At 36.4% G+C, this 14,890-nt stretch carries 17 protein-coding genes and 2 pseudogenes; 14 read left to right on the forward strand and 5 right to left on the reverse strand.

Annotated elements, in window-relative coordinates; genetic code table 11:
- Positions 1 to 4: 4 nt before the first annotated feature.
- The 9 genes and pseudogenes from LQV47_RS15815 to putP all read left to right on the forward strand — a co-directional run bounded on the left by LQV47_RS15815 (position 5) and on the right by putP (position 8,382).
- A complete protein-coding gene (locus LQV47_RS15815) occupies positions 5 to 481 on the forward strand; it encodes a hypothetical protein (protein ID WP_115920030.1) in 477 nt (158 codons plus the stop codon).
- 476 nt (positions 482 to 957) lie between these two features.
- Positions 958 to 1,845: pseudogene (locus LQV47_RS15820) on the forward strand (hypothetical protein); the annotation flags it as partial.
- Between the two features lie 6 nt (positions 1,846 to 1,851).
- The gene (locus LQV47_RS15825; RefSeq protein WP_230038517.1) at positions 1,852 to 2,097 is read left to right on the forward strand and encodes a hypothetical protein; all 246 of its coding nucleotides are present in this window, start codon (positions 1,852 to 1,854) and stop codon (positions 2,095 to 2,097) included.
- Between the two features lie 110 nt (positions 2,098 to 2,207).
- Positions 2,208 to 2,564, forward strand: coding sequence for a hypothetical protein (locus tag LQV47_RS15830; protein ID WP_230038519.1), 357 nt, complete (start codon positions 2,208 to 2,210; stop codon positions 2,562 to 2,564).
- 5 nt (positions 2,565 to 2,569) lie between these two features.
- Positions 2,570 to 3,034: a hypothetical protein gene (locus LQV47_RS15835; protein WP_230038520.1), complete on the forward strand. Its 465-nt coding sequence runs from the start codon at positions 2,570 to 2,572 to the stop codon at positions 3,032 to 3,034.
- 214 nt (positions 3,035 to 3,248) lie between these two features.
- The gene (locus tag LQV47_RS15840; protein ID WP_230038522.1) at positions 3,249 to 3,707 is read left to right on the forward strand and encodes a hypothetical protein; all 459 of its coding nucleotides are present in this window, start codon (positions 3,249 to 3,251) and stop codon (positions 3,705 to 3,707) included.
- A gap of 191 nt (positions 3,708 to 3,898) precedes the next feature.
- Positions 3,899 to 4,033: pseudogene (locus tag LQV47_RS22515) on the forward strand (RHS repeat-associated core domain-containing protein); the annotation flags it as partial.
- Between the two features lie 146 nt (positions 4,034 to 4,179).
- Positions 4,180 to 6,744: a M1 family aminopeptidase gene (locus LQV47_RS15850; protein ID WP_230038524.1), complete on the forward strand. Its 2,565-nt coding sequence runs from the start codon at positions 4,180 to 4,182 to the stop codon at positions 6,742 to 6,744.
- Between the two features lie 141 nt (positions 6,745 to 6,885).
- Positions 6,886 to 8,382 carry a sodium/proline symporter PutP gene (gene putP, locus LQV47_RS15855; RefSeq protein WP_230038526.1) on the forward strand — a complete coding sequence of 499 codons (1,497 nt, stop codon included), beginning with the start codon at positions 6,886 to 6,888 and terminating at the stop codon, positions 8,380 to 8,382.
- A 169-nt stretch (positions 8,383 to 8,551) separates the two neighbouring features.
- Here putP and LQV47_RS15860 read toward each other — a convergent pair whose 3' ends face one another.
- Positions 8,552 to 9,694: an MFS transporter gene (locus tag LQV47_RS15860; RefSeq protein ID WP_230038528.1), complete on the reverse strand. Its 1,143-nt coding sequence runs from the start codon at positions 9,692 to 9,694 to the stop codon at positions 8,552 to 8,554.
- Between the two features lie 102 nt (positions 9,695 to 9,796).
- Between LQV47_RS15860 and LQV47_RS15865 the strand changes: the two genes are divergently transcribed.
- From LQV47_RS15865 to LQV47_RS15885, 5 genes are all read left to right on the forward strand, one after another.
- A complete protein-coding gene (locus LQV47_RS15865) occupies positions 9,797 to 10,192 on the forward strand; it encodes a helix-turn-helix domain-containing protein (RefSeq protein WP_230038530.1) in 396 nt (131 codons plus the stop codon).
- A 76-nt stretch (positions 10,193 to 10,268) separates the two neighbouring features.
- Positions 10,269 to 11,264: an MsnO8 family LLM class oxidoreductase gene (locus LQV47_RS15870; protein WP_230038532.1), complete on the forward strand. Its 996-nt coding sequence runs from the start codon at positions 10,269 to 10,271 to the stop codon at positions 11,262 to 11,264.
- 60 nt (positions 11,265 to 11,324) lie between these two features.
- The gene (locus tag LQV47_RS15875) at positions 11,325 to 11,903 is read left to right on the forward strand and encodes an AAA family ATPase (protein WP_230038534.1); all 579 of its coding nucleotides are present in this window, start codon (positions 11,325 to 11,327) and stop codon (positions 11,901 to 11,903) included.
- Between the two features lie 56 nt (positions 11,904 to 11,959).
- Positions 11,960 to 12,385 carry a GNAT family N-acetyltransferase gene (locus LQV47_RS15880; protein ID WP_230038536.1) on the forward strand — a complete coding sequence of 142 codons (426 nt, stop codon included), beginning with the start codon at positions 11,960 to 11,962 and terminating at the stop codon, positions 12,383 to 12,385.
- A gap of 3 nt (positions 12,386 to 12,388) precedes the next feature.
- On the forward strand, positions 12,389 to 12,955 hold the full coding sequence (locus LQV47_RS15885) for a DUF6624 domain-containing protein (protein ID WP_230038538.1): 567 nt from the start codon (positions 12,389 to 12,391) through the stop codon (positions 12,953 to 12,955).
- Between the two features lie 247 nt (positions 12,956 to 13,202).
- On the opposite strand, the gene LQV47_RS15890 is transcribed toward LQV47_RS15885, so the two are convergent.
- The 4 genes from LQV47_RS15890 to LQV47_RS15905 form a co-directional block, all read right to left on the reverse strand.
- Complete coding sequence (locus LQV47_RS15890) at positions 13,203 to 13,541, reverse strand: nuclear transport factor 2 family protein (protein ID WP_230038541.1); 339 nt, start codon at positions 13,539 to 13,541, stop codon at positions 13,203 to 13,205.
- A 131-nt stretch (positions 13,542 to 13,672) separates the two neighbouring features.
- Positions 13,673 to 13,930: a tRNA 5-methoxyuridine(34)/uridine 5-oxyacetic acid(34) synthase CmoB gene (locus tag LQV47_RS15895; protein ID WP_230038543.1), complete on the reverse strand. Its 258-nt coding sequence runs from the start codon at positions 13,928 to 13,930 to the stop codon at positions 13,673 to 13,675.
- Between the two features lie 10 nt (positions 13,931 to 13,940).
- Positions 13,941 to 14,540 carry a hypothetical protein gene (locus LQV47_RS15900; protein ID WP_230038545.1) on the reverse strand — a complete coding sequence of 200 codons (600 nt, stop codon included), beginning with the start codon at positions 14,538 to 14,540 and terminating at the stop codon, positions 13,941 to 13,943.
- The gene (locus LQV47_RS15905; RefSeq protein WP_230038546.1) at positions 14,521 to 14,859 is read right to left on the reverse strand and encodes a hypothetical protein; all 339 of its coding nucleotides are present in this window, start codon (positions 14,857 to 14,859) and stop codon (positions 14,521 to 14,523) included. Before LQV47_RS15905 ends, LQV47_RS15900 begins: the two co-directional genes overlap by 20 nt.
- Between the last annotated feature and the right edge of the window lie 31 nt (positions 14,860 to 14,890).

Raw genomic sequence — 14,890 nt, forward strand, 5'->3', positions numbered from 1 at the left:
ATATATGGCAACTTATAAAGAAGCAGTTTTATGTTTTAAGAATCTTTCGAGATTATCTTTGCTAGAAACACTAAATAAGCTAGGTGCTGAAGTGGTGAGAGGATATTTAGAAGGAGATGATGTTGATTTTAATGAAGAGAGTTTTGATGCGTATTTTAAAAATCAAGAAGAAATATATAATTTTTTTGTTTCATTTAGAAACCAAGAAAATTGTAATTTTAGTAATCGTTATATTTTATGTACAATTAAAAAATTAAATACTTTTTTCAAAGTGAGCTTCTTTTTAAATTCTTTAAATTATGAAGAAGTTACTTTTTTAAAGGATGAGTTTTTTGAAAGAATTGAAAAAAAAATCAATCAAGTAGAACTTTTTTATATAGATAATGATATGGATTATTCTGAAAAAGATTTTTGTGAAATTTTTTATAATATATTATCTCCTAATATTGAAAGAGTTTTCATTAAAATTGCCTCTCGCTAGCGCAAGCATTTTGCTCGTCTCTAAGGCAATAAGTATAGCTAGACAATGATCTAGATAAAGAAAAGGCCACTGCTGTTTTTGGGCAGTGGTCTTTAAATATGGGCTGTCTTATACTAAGCATTATTATGCAGGAAATCAGCCCCTCGCTGGTGTTTAGAATAGAAGCCAAAGCCCTTACATAGTGGGGCTTTAGCTTTATAGCAAGATTGTGTATCTTCGTATACAGGGGTAGAGGAGAAAGATACGTATTGGTATCATCCTGATCACTTAGGCAGCAGCTCTTTTATTACCGGTTTAGACGGAGAAGTAACCCAGAATATAGAATATTTCCCAAGCGGAGAAGTGTTTGTAGAAATCGACGGAGGAGATTCGCCGATTCCTTTAAAAACAATAAATAAAGAAAGAGGCAAAACCATAAGAATTCTTACAATACACCTTATAAGTTTAATGGTAAGGAGCAGGATGATGAGACGGGGTATTATTACTATGGGGCGAGATATTATAATCCTAGAGTGAGTCTTTGGTTGAATGTGGACCCGCTGGCGGATTATAATCCGTTTATGAATGATCAAGCTTATATTGATGGGGAACATAATGGTGGAGTGTATAATTCTGGAAACCTAAATCCATATATCTATACATACCAAAATCCTATTAAATATATTGACCCTAATGGCAAACAAACATTTTTTATGCAAACCAGAAGTTTTGCACCATTTAATAGATTTGGAATGGGGTTCGAAGGAGATGGAAATAATAGAAAATTTTCTACAAGTCAATCAGATACATATAGAATTGCTGCTACGGCAAAAATTAATCTGGATAATAGAAGTATGACCATGACACCTCATATAACTCATTCAGACTGGCTGGGAACTGAATTTAGTAGTGCTACTTCGCCTACAAATGTTAAAGGAAGTAATGCCTATAATAGCAATAAACAATCATTTTATGTACATATGTATGGATCGAATAAAGCCATGTTATGGGGAATTGTATCTCCTGATATTGATACAAATGTGAGTTTTAATGTTTCAAATGTAATGAAAGGACAAAGTTTTGACATTGAAGGAACTGTTTATGGAGATAAGTTCCCATCAAATGAAACATTCATCACAGATACAAAAGGAAATTCTTTATTTTTAGGTGCTTCTGGAGCAGATGGCTCTCCTTATACTTCTTTAGCAGGAGATAATGAGAGACCTATGTCTAGTTTTAGATTCAAAGTTTTATTAAATAAAAATGATACATTTAAAGGTGTCAATTATAAGGGTAAAAATTATTCTCCTAATCAATGGAATGTACAATTTCAAAAATTAAATCCTCAAGATGGAAATGTCCAATCTGGAAAAGCAGCAAAATAATGTAATATGAAAAAACCAATTTTTAATGTATTTATTATAAGCATTATAGTATTATCAGTAATTGCCTGTTTTTTAGGACTTACAGATGATGCCTTCCAAATAGTTTATCCTTCTAAAAATGCGCCATCATACCTTATTAATTCTATAAAATATTTTATTTTTTGGGTTTTGCCTTATTGGTGGATAATAATAGTAGGAGGGTCTTTGCTAATAACCTTTTTATATTGGTCAATAAAAAAAATATTCAAATAATTATTGATAAGGCTAATCTGTTTCAAATAATATATAGCTGATTTTAAAAAAATCATAATTTAAAATATATCAACTCATTTGATATATTTTAACTATAATAGTATAAACTCTTGAAACCTTTCTTTGTTGCAGATTATGGAACTACAGCAATAGAACATATTGCAGCGGGACATTTTTTTAAATCAAGAATTGGTAGAGAAAGCAGTCGTTTTTCACAAGCATTGAGTAATACAAAAAGTGTCAAAAAATTAGTTCAAGAAGCTATAACGAAAGGCAAACATAGTGGAACTAAAGATAATTATAAAGTAATATATGAATTTGATGAAGTAATTGGGACTTATGATACGAAAGTGAAAAACGTGGTAGATGGTATAGAAAGGACTAAAATAATGAGCCATAAAACAAAAACAATTACTGTATATTTCGATAATGCAGGGAATGTTAAAAATGCTTATCCTACAAAATAAATTATATGAATTCAATTTTTTTTGAATATAAATTAGAGAACGAGATATTTGATAATATTAAAATTAAATACTATGATATATACGATTTGAAAAAAAGCTTCAGTGGAGTTATATATATACATATTCATTATAGTACTGGGGAGAGAAAAGAAATAATACTTGAAACAGGGATTTTAGATTACATTAATCAATTTGACTCTATGTTTTCTCACATTGATGAAGGAAATAATGAGGCTTTTACTGTATCGTATGATTTTTATAGTAATAGTCTTGATTACCTTTATAATGAGCATACTAATGAATTAGTAATTTCTGAGAGTAATGCCGGGTTATTTAAGATCAATTGTAATTATGATGATTTTAAACAGAGCTACAAAAAATTCAGAAAAAAAACATTGAATAAATTAATTGTTTCATTTCCTCAATTAAAAGAGAATAGTGCTTTCAAAAAGTATTTTATTGATTGTTAAAAATTATATTCTCCTTTCACTGGTATGAGCTTCCAGCTCTTACCCAGCAAAAAAAAATAGAGCCTTCACAATAGTGAGGGTTTTGTTTTTATAGGATCTGTGGGATGAAGAGAACCGTCTTCGTTTTGTAGATACCAATCCTTCCACTCCGGAAGTAGATGGAGCATCTATCTATACTTATGATGCCGGAGGAGAAAGAATTATCAAAAATGTATTGGGTGATGCCGTTATTATTAATACAGGAGGAAATGAAAGTATAGTAAACAATAACAGGTATACAATCTACCCGAATGGTATGCTTTCTGACGCTCTTACGTTAGATCAGCAAACCGGAAAGTATATTCTGAATTATACCAAGCATTATTATGCAGGCAGCCAACGTATCAACAGTAAATTAGGAAAAGGAAAAGATGTTGGGCAATTTAATTGCGGATGGCTGATTATTCCTTTTGGAGGAGGAAGTGCCGCAATCAATGAAAAAGCGGTAGCTAAAGAAAAGTTGGAGGCCAATACTGCCGCCAGTTTAGCGATCATGGCAGCGAATGGAATTACACCTCCCCCTAACTATGGACAAAATGCAGGCTATACTGAAAATTGTGTATCTTCGTATACAGGTGTAGAGGAGAAAGATACATATTGGTATCATCCTGATCACTTAGAGGGCGGAGCGTAAAGAAAAGTTCCGGTGGACCTTTTTAGCGAAAGAGCCAGACTGTCGCGTAGGCGTTCTTTTATTACCGGTTTAGATGGTGAAGTAACCCAGAATATCGAGTATTTCCCAAGCGGAGAGGTCTTTGTAGAAATCGACGGAGGAGATTCGCCGATTCCTTTAAAAACAATAAATAAGGAAAGAGGCAAAATCATAAGAACTCTTACAATACACCTTATAAGTTTAATGGTAAGGAGCAGGATGATGAGACGGGATATTATTACTATGGAGCGAGATATTATAATCCTAGAGTGAGCCTTTGGTTGAATGTGGGCCCACTAGCTGAATAGATAAATTCAGTTCCTGCTTCTGTTTTTTTTGAAAATTATTTTTAAATAGTAAAAAAAACTCACCACAGGGAGGAGTTTGTGTTACCGTAAAATCCTGGATTGATGTTTCTATTTTCCATCACAATTTCTATCCTTATATTTGAATTATGAAAAAAGGGGTACTCGCATTATGTTTTGTTATTTTTAGCAGTAGTTATCATACACAGGTAAAATCTTTACCGAAGATTGAATCCGGTGTTTCATATGAATTGGCTCAGCTGAGAAAGAATACACTCAGTGAGATTAAATATGAGCTCAGTCTGAAGATTCCTGAAAGCAAATCGGAGAGGATTTCGGGGACAGAAGTTCTTAGTTTTAACTATAAAAAGCAAAATGAAACCCCACTGCAGATCGATTTTAAAGAAGAAGCTTCATCGCTGGTATCAGTGTCTGTGAATGGACAAATGACAAAACCTGTTCTGGAAAATGAACATGTGATCATTGAGGCAAAATACCTGAAATCAGGGTTTAATCAAATCAATTTCACCTTTCTTGCCGGTAATGGAGCTTTGAACAGGCGGGATGGCTACTTATATGCTTTATTTGTACCGGACCGTGCGCGAACCATGTTTCCGTGTTTTGACCAGCCTAACCTGAAAGCTAATTATTCTTTAGACTTAACCATTCCTGAAAAATGGAGCGCCATAGCGAATGGGAAGCTTAAGGAAACAAGTATACAACAAGGACAAAAAACCTTAAAGTTTAACCAGTCGGACTTACTTCCCACTTATCTCTTTTCTTTTGCTGCCGGAGATTTTAAGACTTCTACAGAAAAAATAGGAGAGCAGGACTCCAGGCTTTTATACCGTGAAACAGATTCTGTGAAAATTAAAAACAGTATGGATTCTATTTTCTCCCTGTATAGAAACTCTCTTGCTTACTTCGAAAAATGGACCGATATTCCTCATCCTTTTCAAAAGCATGGAATGATTGCCGTCCCTGATTTCCAGTTTGGAGGAATGGAGCACCCCGGAGCCATCTTATTTCAAAATTCCACCTTGTTTTTAGATCAGAATGCTACCCAAAATCAATTGAATAACCGTTCCAATCTTATTGCCCACGAGGTGGCTCATCTCTGGTTTGGAGATATGGTGACGATGAACTGGTTTAATGATGTCTGGATGAAAGAAGTGTTTGCCAACTTTATGGCGGATAAAAGTACCGGAGCTTCTTCGGATAAAAGTGTTTATGACCTGAAGTTTTTAACAACACATTTCCCGGCAGCATATGGAGTAGACCGTACATTGGGAGCGAATCCCATCCGGCAGGTTTTAGATAATCTTCAAAATGCAGGGATGATGTATGGCCCGGTTATTTATAACAAAGCGCCGATCATGATGCGTCAGCTGGAACTGTTGATTGGAGAAGAGAACTTCAAAAAAGGAGTGAGCGAATATCTTAAAAAATATGCTTACAGTAATGCAAGCTGGCCGGATCTTATTGCTATTTTAGACAACCATACACCGGAAGATCTGCAAAGCTGGAATAAAGTGTGGGTTAATGATCCCGGAAGACCTGTCATAGACTATGATGTGAAGTATAGAGATAATACAATTGAATACTTTAGCCTTTCTCAGCATCCGGAATATGGAAAGGACCAAAAATTATGGCCTCAGGAGTTTCAGGTAAGTCTGTTTTACACTGACAAAGTAGAAAAAGTTAGCATAAAGTTGTCCAAAAAACAACAGGAAGTTTCAGCATTAAAAGGGAAAGCAAAACCTCTTTTTATTCTGCTGAATTCTTCAGGAATAGGGTATGGGGTATTCAAAACTGATAAAGCAGTAATGACAAACTTTTCTGTAGTGAAGGATCCGATCAACCGTGCCAGCATATATATATCATTGTATGAAAATATGCTGAATGGTTCAGAAGTAACCCCGCAAGACTTACTGAACTTTTTTGCCGGACAATTATCAACAGAAAGTACAGAACTGAACCTTCGCCTGATTACCGGTTATATTGCTACTATTTATTGGGAATTCTTACCTGAGAATATACGGCTGAAGGAATCTGAAAATATAGAAAATATACTTTGGAAGGCTCTGCAGGCGCAAACGGCTAAAAACAACAAGAAAATTTTATTTGATGGCTATCAGGGGATTTTTCAATCTCAACAGGCCTATGATAATCTGTATACGATCTGGAAATCCCAGACTCCTCCGAAAGAGGTATCTCTTAATGATGAAGATTTTACCAGCCTTGCGCTTTCTTTATCATTACGAAACGCCAATAATAATGATTTGCTGCAAGAACAGCTGACCAGAATTAAAAATCCGGACCGGGTAAACCGTTTTAAAATTATTATGAAGGCAGCTTCATCAGATCAAAAAATCCGTGACGATTTTTTCAATGGTCTTACTCAAAAACAGAACAGAACGAATGAATCTGCTGTAGGGGCTGCATTGGGCTACCTGCACCATCCGTTGAGACAGCATACTTCTATTCAGTATCTGCCCAGGTCTTTAGATCTCCTGCAGGAAATACAGAAAACAGGAGATATCTTTTTCCCGGATAACTGGCTTCGGTCAACATTTAGTAATTATCAGAATCCAAAAGCACTTGAAACGGTTAATCAGTTTCTTTCGCAGCATCCGGATTATAATGCGATTCTGAAGAATAAAATTCTGCAGGCAACAGACAATCTGAAGAGGGCTCAGGCATTGGTTAAATAGAACCGTGCTGGTTCTTAGATAAATACAAAGAACTTTGGTAAGCCTGTCGGGGTTTTTTATATTGAGAACATAGCCTGTTTTGCGATACAAAACCTCCGTTTTTCAAAAAATAACTATCTTCGGCTTCATAAAAAAAATGATATGCAAGTATATGAAGGGATTTCTGTGGGGTTGTATCTGTTATTGATGATAGGTATAGGCATCTATTCTTATAGAAAATCAACCAGTAATTCAGAGGAGTTTTTAATTGGAGGAAGAAAAATGGGCGCAGCCGTTACAGCCCTGTCTGCCGGAGCGGCTGATATGAGCGGCTGGCTGCTGATGGGAGTTCCCGGTGCCATGTATTTATCCGGAATTTCCAGTTCATGGATTGCGATAGGTTTAACGATTGGGGCTTATCTCAACTACATCATTGTAGCACCAAGGCTCAGGATTTATACCGAGGTAGCTCAGAATGCCATTACAATACCCGTGTTTTTCGAAAACAGGTTTAAAAATAAAAACCACCTTCTGAAGATCACTTCCTCTATTTTTATTCTTGTATTTTTTACACTCTACACTTCAGCGGGGATGGTTTCCGGAGGAAAGCTGTTTGAATCGGCTTTTGGAATGGATTACACTGTAGGATTACTGGTAACGAGCTTAGTTGTTGTCTTATATACCTTTTTAGGAGGATTCCTGGCGGTAAGTCTTACCGATTTTGTACAAGGGACTATTATGGTGTTGGCCCTGGTTATCGTACCGATTGTAGTGATTTCTGAAATCGGGAGCTTTCAGGAAACATTTTCACTTATTAAAGCGAAAGATCCTAGATACCTTGATTTATTCCAGGGCACTACCACAATAAGTATAGTATCTTTATTAGCCTGGGGACTTGGGTACTGTGGGCAGCCACATATTTTGGTACGTTTCATGGCGATAGATAAACCTAAAGATTTGATCAAGGCAAGAAGAATAGGGATTACATGGATGATTTTTACCGTGGCCGGTGCTTTAGCCATAGGTTTAGTTGGGATCGCTTACCTGCAAAAATTCGATATTGCAACGATGATGAAATTTGATGGGTCAAAGACAGAAGCAGAGACTATTTTTATTTATTTCTCCCGCATATTATTCCATCCGTTTATTGCAGGATTCCTGCTTACGGCTATTCTGGCAGCTGTAATGAGCACTATTTCTTCGCAACTGCTGGTAACCTCCAGTTCATTAACGGAAGATATTTATAAAGCTTTTCTGAACAAAAAGGCAACACCCAAACAACTATTGATTACCAGCAGGGTTTCCGTGTTGTTGGTTGCGGTTATTGCAGTTCTTTTATCATTGGATCCTAAAGACAGCATTCTTAACCTGGTAGGAAATGCCTGGGCAGGTTTTGGTTCCGCATTCGGTCCTCTGATCCTTCTGTCTCTTTTATGGAAGAAAACAACCTGGCAGGGAGGCTTTGCCGGGATGCTGGCAGGAGGAGTAACAGTACTGGCATGGGTCTATTTTCAGCATCCGTTTAAAGACTGGTACGAAATGATTCCCGGGTTTACGCTTTCATTACTTACCAATATTATTGTTTCTTTACTGACCTACAAGCATGATACAGTGATTGAGAATGAATTTGATGAGATGAATAAAATAATGAAGGATTAATATTTCCAACCGATATACAACATAAAAAACAAACCCTTGCGGACAGCAGGGGTTTGTTGTATACATTAAAGAACCTCAGGTCTGCAAAAAAGATTAAACCCATTCTTTTTCTACCACAAATAATACACCCAAATCTTAAAATATCAGCCTTGAAAGGGGTAGATCTGGCTTATTCTGTCAGCTTCTTCTTTAAAAGCAATATGCAGAATGCTAATGTGATGCATATAATGCTTGGCCATACAATACTTCCAATACCATAATGGGAAATCCAGAATCCTCCCAGTAAAGTTCCTGCTGTTACGGCAAAATTACCACAGGACGTAAAAATACTGTTGATAAATTCAGGAGAACCGGAAGTGGAGGAAGTAACATTGATATTACTGATCAGAAAACCTCCCGAATGAATCAACCCCCAAAATGCGATGATTCCAATCATAGGAATAAAAAAAACTCCGTAATAAAAAATCAATAGATGGATACCTAATAAGAGGATTAAAAAAATAAGGGTAGTTTCAAAAGGAAACCGGGACATGTATTTTCCTGCCATTTTATTTCCTGCAATTCCTACGGTTCCAAACAGGAAAAACATTATACTGATCTGTCTGCCATTCATTAGGGTAATATTCTTTAAAAAATCAGCCATATATCCATACGTAGAATACATTGCCATTATGGTAAAAAATGCAAGAAAAAGGCTGGTCCATAAAGGGATATTATTAAGTGTTTTAAAGCTAAGTCCTGTTGATGATCCTGAAGTATTCTGAATAGAGGGTAAAAATAACTGAACGCCTGCCAGCGCCAATATATTAATGAAAGCAGTCAGAAAAAAAGCGGCTTGCCAGGAGATCAGGTCAGACATTAAAGTGGCTAGCGGAACCCCAAGCACTGTTGCCAGGGTGAGCCCGGAAAAAATAATACCGACTGCCTTTGATTTGTTTTCGGGAGCGGAGGTTTTTTCAGCAACAGATAACGAAATAGACCAATATACCGGATGGAAAAATGCAGGAATCATTCTGACAGCCAGCAGTATATAGAAATTGGTAATATAAGCTGATAAAACATTAGCTGCAGCAAAAATAAACAGAGAACTAACCAGCAAAGGTTTTCTTCTGAAAGATGAAAAGAGAATGATCATAAAAGGCCCGAAAACCGCCACAATCAATGCGAAAACACTTAACAGCCATCCTGCTTTGTCAATCGGGACGTGAAATGCAGAAGCTATTTCAGGTAATATCCCGATGACCCCAAATTCTGTGGTGGTAATCCCAAAAACACCTAAAGCAAGGACATAAAGATTTCTTTTTGATTTCATATTTTTTGTGCAAATTTGCAAAATGGACTATCAGAAAACTATATACTTACCTTTTAGTTCTATACTCACCTTTATGAAAGGGTAACTGTAAAAACTATTATTATGCCTGAATTTTTTCATGATAAAAGACTGTATTATACGCCTATTGAGTTTGCGTTAAGCCATATTGGAGGAACCTGGAAAATGCCCATTTTATGGAGACTGCAGGAAAAACCACTTCGTTTCAGTGAGCTTAAAAAAGATATTCCCCATATCACGGATAAGATGCTGACCAGCCAGCTTCGGGAGCTGGAAGCCAAAGACATGATTCATCGTGAAGTATTTCCGGTAGTTCCTCCGAAAGTAGAGTACAGCCTTACAGAAAAAGGAAAGAAAGCGATTCCGGTTATTGAAACCATTATGATGTTCGGATATGATCTTATCAAAGAAGAAGGAATAACCTTTCCTCCCAAAGAAGGAAAGAGTCTCAGTGAGAAAGATGGCATACGAGGCAAATAATTTTAAAACTCAATATATATCAAACTCTCTTTTTTCTTATCTTCACATGAATGGATAAAAAATCTGATTCAATAGTATGAAATTAAAACTGGGGATATTAGATCAGTCACCTACGTCAATGGGTGGTAACGCATCATCGGCATTGACCAACAGTATTAATCTCGCTTTATTAGCTGAAGAAACAGGATTCCATAGTGTAATGTATGCAGAACATCATGGTGTAGAAGCATATGGCAGCTCAAGCCCTGAGCTTTTAGCGGCTATTATCCTGAGTAAAACAAAAAGGATAAAAGTAGGAACAGCCGGAATTATGATGAGAAACTATTCAGCTTATAAAATAGCAGAATGGACGAAACTATTGGGAAGCATATATCCAGGGCGCTTTATCCTCGGATTGGGGAAAGCTCCCGGAGGACTGAAAGATGCGGTGATGGCCTTAAATAATCATAAACCTGTAGTTTTATCCAATATGGAAACGAAACTTCAGGAGATCATTCAACTTATCAAAGAAGAAAAAGGAGTTTATGAAAACCTTATTGCACAGCCTACACATCTACAGCACCTTCCTGAAATTATTTGGCTGGGTTCCGGAATGACATCAGCCATTGAAGCCGCAAAACATGGAATAGGATATTCTTTTGCTGCCTTTATGAACAGTGAAAACGGAAAAGAAAATACAGAGGCTTATCTTCAGAAATTTGACAGGACTCAATATGCTTCCAGCTCTTCATTGCAGGTTACGGTAGCTGCTTCTGTGGCAGAAACTATTGAAAAAGCCACACGTAACGCATATGGAATGGCTTATCAGTTTTTGCAGTCAAGACAATTGGTCAGTCCGGAGGCCCTTTTTCCGCCTGAAATTGTAGAACAAAAAGTCCTGGGAACTCAGGATGAAAAAGAGTTTTTTAGAATTTTAGACCGGATGGTGATAGAGACTTCTCAGTCGATATCAGCAAGATTAGAGCATATTGCTGAAAAATACAATACAGATAATATTCTTGTTCTAAGTAATATGTACCGGGAAGAAGACCGGATCAGTACCTACCAGAGCATTATTAAAAATAATAAATAACTGCATTTCCGTTTCATATGGAAATGTATGTATTCCAATCATTAACCCTATGAAATAAAGATGGAAAGAGACGCTCCAGCATTATATATTATTACCGGCGGTCCGGGATCAGGTAAAACCACGCTGCTTAATGAACTGGGCAGAGACGGCTGTATCACGGTTCCTGAAGAAGGACGGAGAGTGATTAAAGAACAGCTTAGTATGAACGGTGAAGGCTTGCCCTGGATAAACAAAAATCTTTTTGCCAAACTGATGTTTGATGCTTCTGTAGCAGCCTATCAGGAAATAAGCCGGATTCCCGATTTGAAAGCGGCTTTCTTTGACCGGGGAATATTAGATACAATCGGCTATCTCAAAACGGAAAATATCCGTGTTCCGGAGGAGATGAAAATACAAGCCAGCGCAATGGTTTATCATAAAAATGTTTTTATTCTTCCACCCTGGGATGAGATTTATGAGAACGATCCGGAAAGGAAGCAGACTCCTGAAGAAGCGATACTTACCTTTAATTGTATAAAGGAAACCTATCTGGAATTTGGGTATCATTTAATAGAGGTTCCTAAAGATACACTACGGCAGAGACTTCAGTTTGTTCTTGAAAAAATTGAGATAGATAATTCTGATTCAGTGATTTTGTAGACTATTATTTTGTAACTTGATCGGGTCATTGAGTCTCCTTTTAAAACAATAAAGCTATGAATATCAGAAGAATGAAAGAAGAAGATCAGAAATTTGTTATAGCCCTGCTGGATCAATTGGGATACTCTGATACAGAAGAATTTCTTTCTCAAAAAATAAAAAAACTTTTAAACGACCCTAACGAATATCTTACCGTTGCAGAAAATTCAGAAGGCAGGGTTGTTGCTTTTATTTCTGTCCATATTATTCCGCAGATTGCTCTTAAAGGAGATTTTGCAAGGATCAGTTATTTTTCGGTAGATGAAAACTACAGGAGTTCAGGGATAGGAAAGCTTTTGGAAGAATACTGTGAGAAAGTAGCCCGGGAGAAAAACTGCGATAGAATAGAGGTGCATTGTAATTTCAATAGAGAAAAAGCACATCGGTTTTATTACAGGCAAGGCTATACAGAATCACCTAAATACCTGATCAAAAAACTTTAAATAATGGAGTATAAATTCTCAGAAGAGCTCATCGAACTTGCCAATCATGATTTGTCCGTAAGGGAAAAGCTGGTAGCCAAAGGAGAGTTATCAGGAGGCTATCACCCTGAAATGGAAGCCGTTCATCAAACTAATGCAAAACGTCTTAGAGAAATCATCCAGGAAATTGGATTTCCAACGATCTCAAAAGTAGGAGAGGAAGCAAGTGATGCAGCCTGGCTGATTATCCAGCATTCTATAGGGGAGCCTGCATTTATGAAAGACTGCTATATCATGATGGATGAGAACAGTAATGATGTTAACCCCAAAAATAAAGCCTATCTGTATGACCGGATTCAGGTGTTTCAAAGTAAGCCGCAACGGTATGGAACTCAGCTTATTCCTGAAAGAAAATTATATCCTGTAGAAAATAAAGAGAACATAAATGAAGAACGGCTCAAGGTGGGCCTGCCACCATTATCCCTAGAAGAGATCAACCGTATTCCCGATTCTGAACATATCGCCGAAATGGATGCCAGAGAAAAAGACTATACCCTATGGAGAGAAAAGGTAGGTTGGATAAAAGGATAAAGTATAGCGTAATGGTCTCAGATTCTGCTCTTAAAATGAACAGAAATATCATTCAAATAAAATCTTTGAAATTCTGTTCATCAGGAATTCTTAATTCCGGAATTTCTCATTTTCAATTTCCTTATTTCCCGGAATTTATCTTACGGTTAAAGATAAGCATAGATGGTGATTCCTGACGTAACAAAAAACATCCATAAACCTGTATAGATGCTGTTGTATTTATGCTGAGCCCATGAATCAGATGATGTTATTGATCATTTAATAATGGTCTGGGATCAAAAAGGACCTGCAATGACCGGATCTTTTCATCTTTGATTTCATACCATCCGGATGCCAGTATTGTTTTTTCTCCCATAGTGATCTGATACCAGAAACATACATCTTCACCGGCTGTAAATGCCTGAAGAATCTTATATTTAAACTTCATCTGTCTCATATCTTTGATGTAAACTGAAGCATTATCGCGGCTTCCCATTACTCCGATGAATTTAAATTCCGGATCGAGACAGCTTTCCGCTTTATCAAAGTTTTCGTCATTTAAATACTGGATAAATTGTTCTGCTGTGTTTGTGGTTTTATTGTCCATATCTATTGTTTAGTGAAGACAAAATTAAGGGATTAGTAATGGTCTTACTTGTGACTATAATCACAAAAGTTCCTGTATTTATATTTTTTGACAGTTGATTATAACAATAGCGGTGTGCATGCTGTAGGAAATCAGGACGTAAATTCAGTAATTCTTTGTCCGGACTTGGTTCTTCCAGGTTTTTTAATATAAATCCTGCAGTTAAAAGAGTATTGACAATAGTGATGGCCCAGACCACAGCCCATATCAAGAATTGTTTTATTTTGAACAGGAAGCAGTAATCTTTTCATTACCGGTTGTTCCAATAGTTCATTTAAGCCTTTATATCCTTCACGGAGTGCCTTATAGCCTGTGAAGAATTCAGGATTATCATAAATATTCTGCTTCATAATCTGTTTTTTAAGTGTGTGATAATACAGGTACAATAAGTTGCTGCTTCTTAAAAAAAGGCTCTAATTCTTCAGTTACAAAAAGCTGTAAATCATCATCTTTCCATTTTCGGTAATTAAAATTATTCTGCTCCGGTGTGAACCCTAATACAACTTCATCGAATGGAATATCCGTAAAAGCAGCAATAACGCGGGTGATATCTATGGTACTGGGGCTGAAAACCTCTAAAATATGCAGTGTTTTTTCTTCATTTTCTACCACAACAGCACAGTTCAGATCTTCAATGAAGTAAATAGAATCTCTGTAACCCAATTCAGGATTAGCATAGCAGTAGAAAAAAGAGAGCCCCTTGTTTTTTGTTTGAAAGATGGTGTTCGGGACAGCATTTTCTACCCTATTTTCAAATAATTTCAGATCTGCTTCCTGGTCAAGATTTAATTTCCTTTTATCAGATCTTTCTCCAGGATTTAAGTTTTTAATATGCTGAAAAGCCTCAAATTCCTGTACTGGAACAAATCCGAACTTAGGATAAAAATCAAGTACCGTTTCGTTGGCAAACAGGAATATTCCATCATTCTTTCCTTTAAAATCATTGAGAATACGTTCCATTAAAAAAACGGCTCAAGCCTTGCTTCTGATAATCTGCATCAGTCATTACTGTTCCGAGCTGTATTAAAGTTTTTGTTTCTCCTATACTATTTCCGGTAAATAAACTTCCAGTGGTATGGGAAGCAATGGTGTCTCCATCAAATAGAGAGTATAAAATACAGTTGCCATCCCAATATCCGGACTGATAATAGTTTTCAAAATCAAACTCCCAGACTTTTTGCGTTAGCCTGTTGAATTCCAGCCGAAGTTTTTCATTATTTTGATATTGTGTATATAACGTGTAATTTTTATGGCTGATGGAAACGTTTTCTGTCTTCATTTTCTGTAATACTGTTTTTTATAAATTATCG

It is taken from the genome of Chryseobacterium sp. Bi04 (genome assembly GCF_918698085.1).
GTDB lineage: Bacteria > Bacteroidota > Bacteroidia > Flavobacteriales > Weeksellaceae > Chryseobacterium.

What these genes read in the sequence shown, in the direction of transcription:
- LQV47_RS15835 (WP_230038520.1), top strand. Translation starts at nt 2,570, where the DNA reads ATGAATTCAATTTTTTTTGAATATAAATTAGAGAACGAGATATTTGAT.
- LQV47_RS15875 (WP_230038534.1), top strand. Translation starts at nt 11,325, where the DNA reads ATGGAAAGAGACGCTCCAGCATTATATATTATTACCGGCGGTCCGGGA.
- LQV47_RS15870 (WP_230038532.1), top strand. Translation starts at nt 10,269, where the DNA reads ATGAAATTAAAACTGGGGATATTAGATCAGTCACCTACGTCAATGGGT.
- LQV47_RS15860 (WP_230038528.1), bottom strand. Translation starts at nt 9,694, where the DNA reads ATGAAATCAAAAAGAAATCTTTATGTCCTTGCTTTAGGTGTTTTTGGG.
- LQV47_RS15895 (WP_230038543.1), bottom strand. Translation starts at nt 13,930, where the DNA reads ATGAAGCAGAATATTTATGATAATCCTGAATTCTTCACAGGCTATAAG.
- LQV47_RS15815 (WP_115920030.1), top strand. Translation starts at nt 5, where the DNA reads ATGGCAACTTATAAAGAAGCAGTTTTATGTTTTAAGAATCTTTCGAGA.
- LQV47_RS15885 (WP_230038538.1), top strand. Translation starts at nt 12,389, where the DNA reads ATGGAGTATAAATTCTCAGAAGAGCTCATCGAACTTGCCAATCATGAT.
- LQV47_RS15880 (WP_230038536.1), top strand. Translation starts at nt 11,960, where the DNA reads ATGAATATCAGAAGAATGAAAGAAGAAGATCAGAAATTTGTTATAGCC.
- LQV47_RS15825 (WP_230038517.1), top strand. Translation starts at nt 1,852, where the DNA reads ATGAAAAAACCAATTTTTAATGTATTTATTATAAGCATTATAGTATTA.
- LQV47_RS15905 (WP_230038546.1), bottom strand. Translation starts at nt 14,859, where the DNA reads ATGAAGACAGAAAACGTTTCCATCAGCCATAAAAATTACACGTTATAT.
- LQV47_RS15850 (WP_230038524.1), top strand. Translation starts at nt 4,180, where the DNA reads ATGAAAAAAGGGGTACTCGCATTATGTTTTGTTATTTTTAGCAGTAGT.
- LQV47_RS15900 (WP_230038545.1), bottom strand. Translation starts at nt 14,540, where the DNA reads ATGGAACGTATTCTCAATGATTTTAAAGGAAAGAATGATGGAATATTC.
- LQV47_RS15865 (WP_230038530.1), top strand. Translation starts at nt 9,797, where the DNA reads ATGCCTGAATTTTTTCATGATAAAAGACTGTATTATACGCCTATTGAG.
- putP (WP_230038526.1), top strand. Translation starts at nt 6,886, where the DNA reads ATGCAAGTATATGAAGGGATTTCTGTGGGGTTGTATCTGTTATTGATG.
- LQV47_RS15890 (WP_230038541.1), bottom strand. Translation starts at nt 13,541, where the DNA reads ATGGACAATAAAACCACAAACACAGCAGAACAATTTATCCAGTATTTA.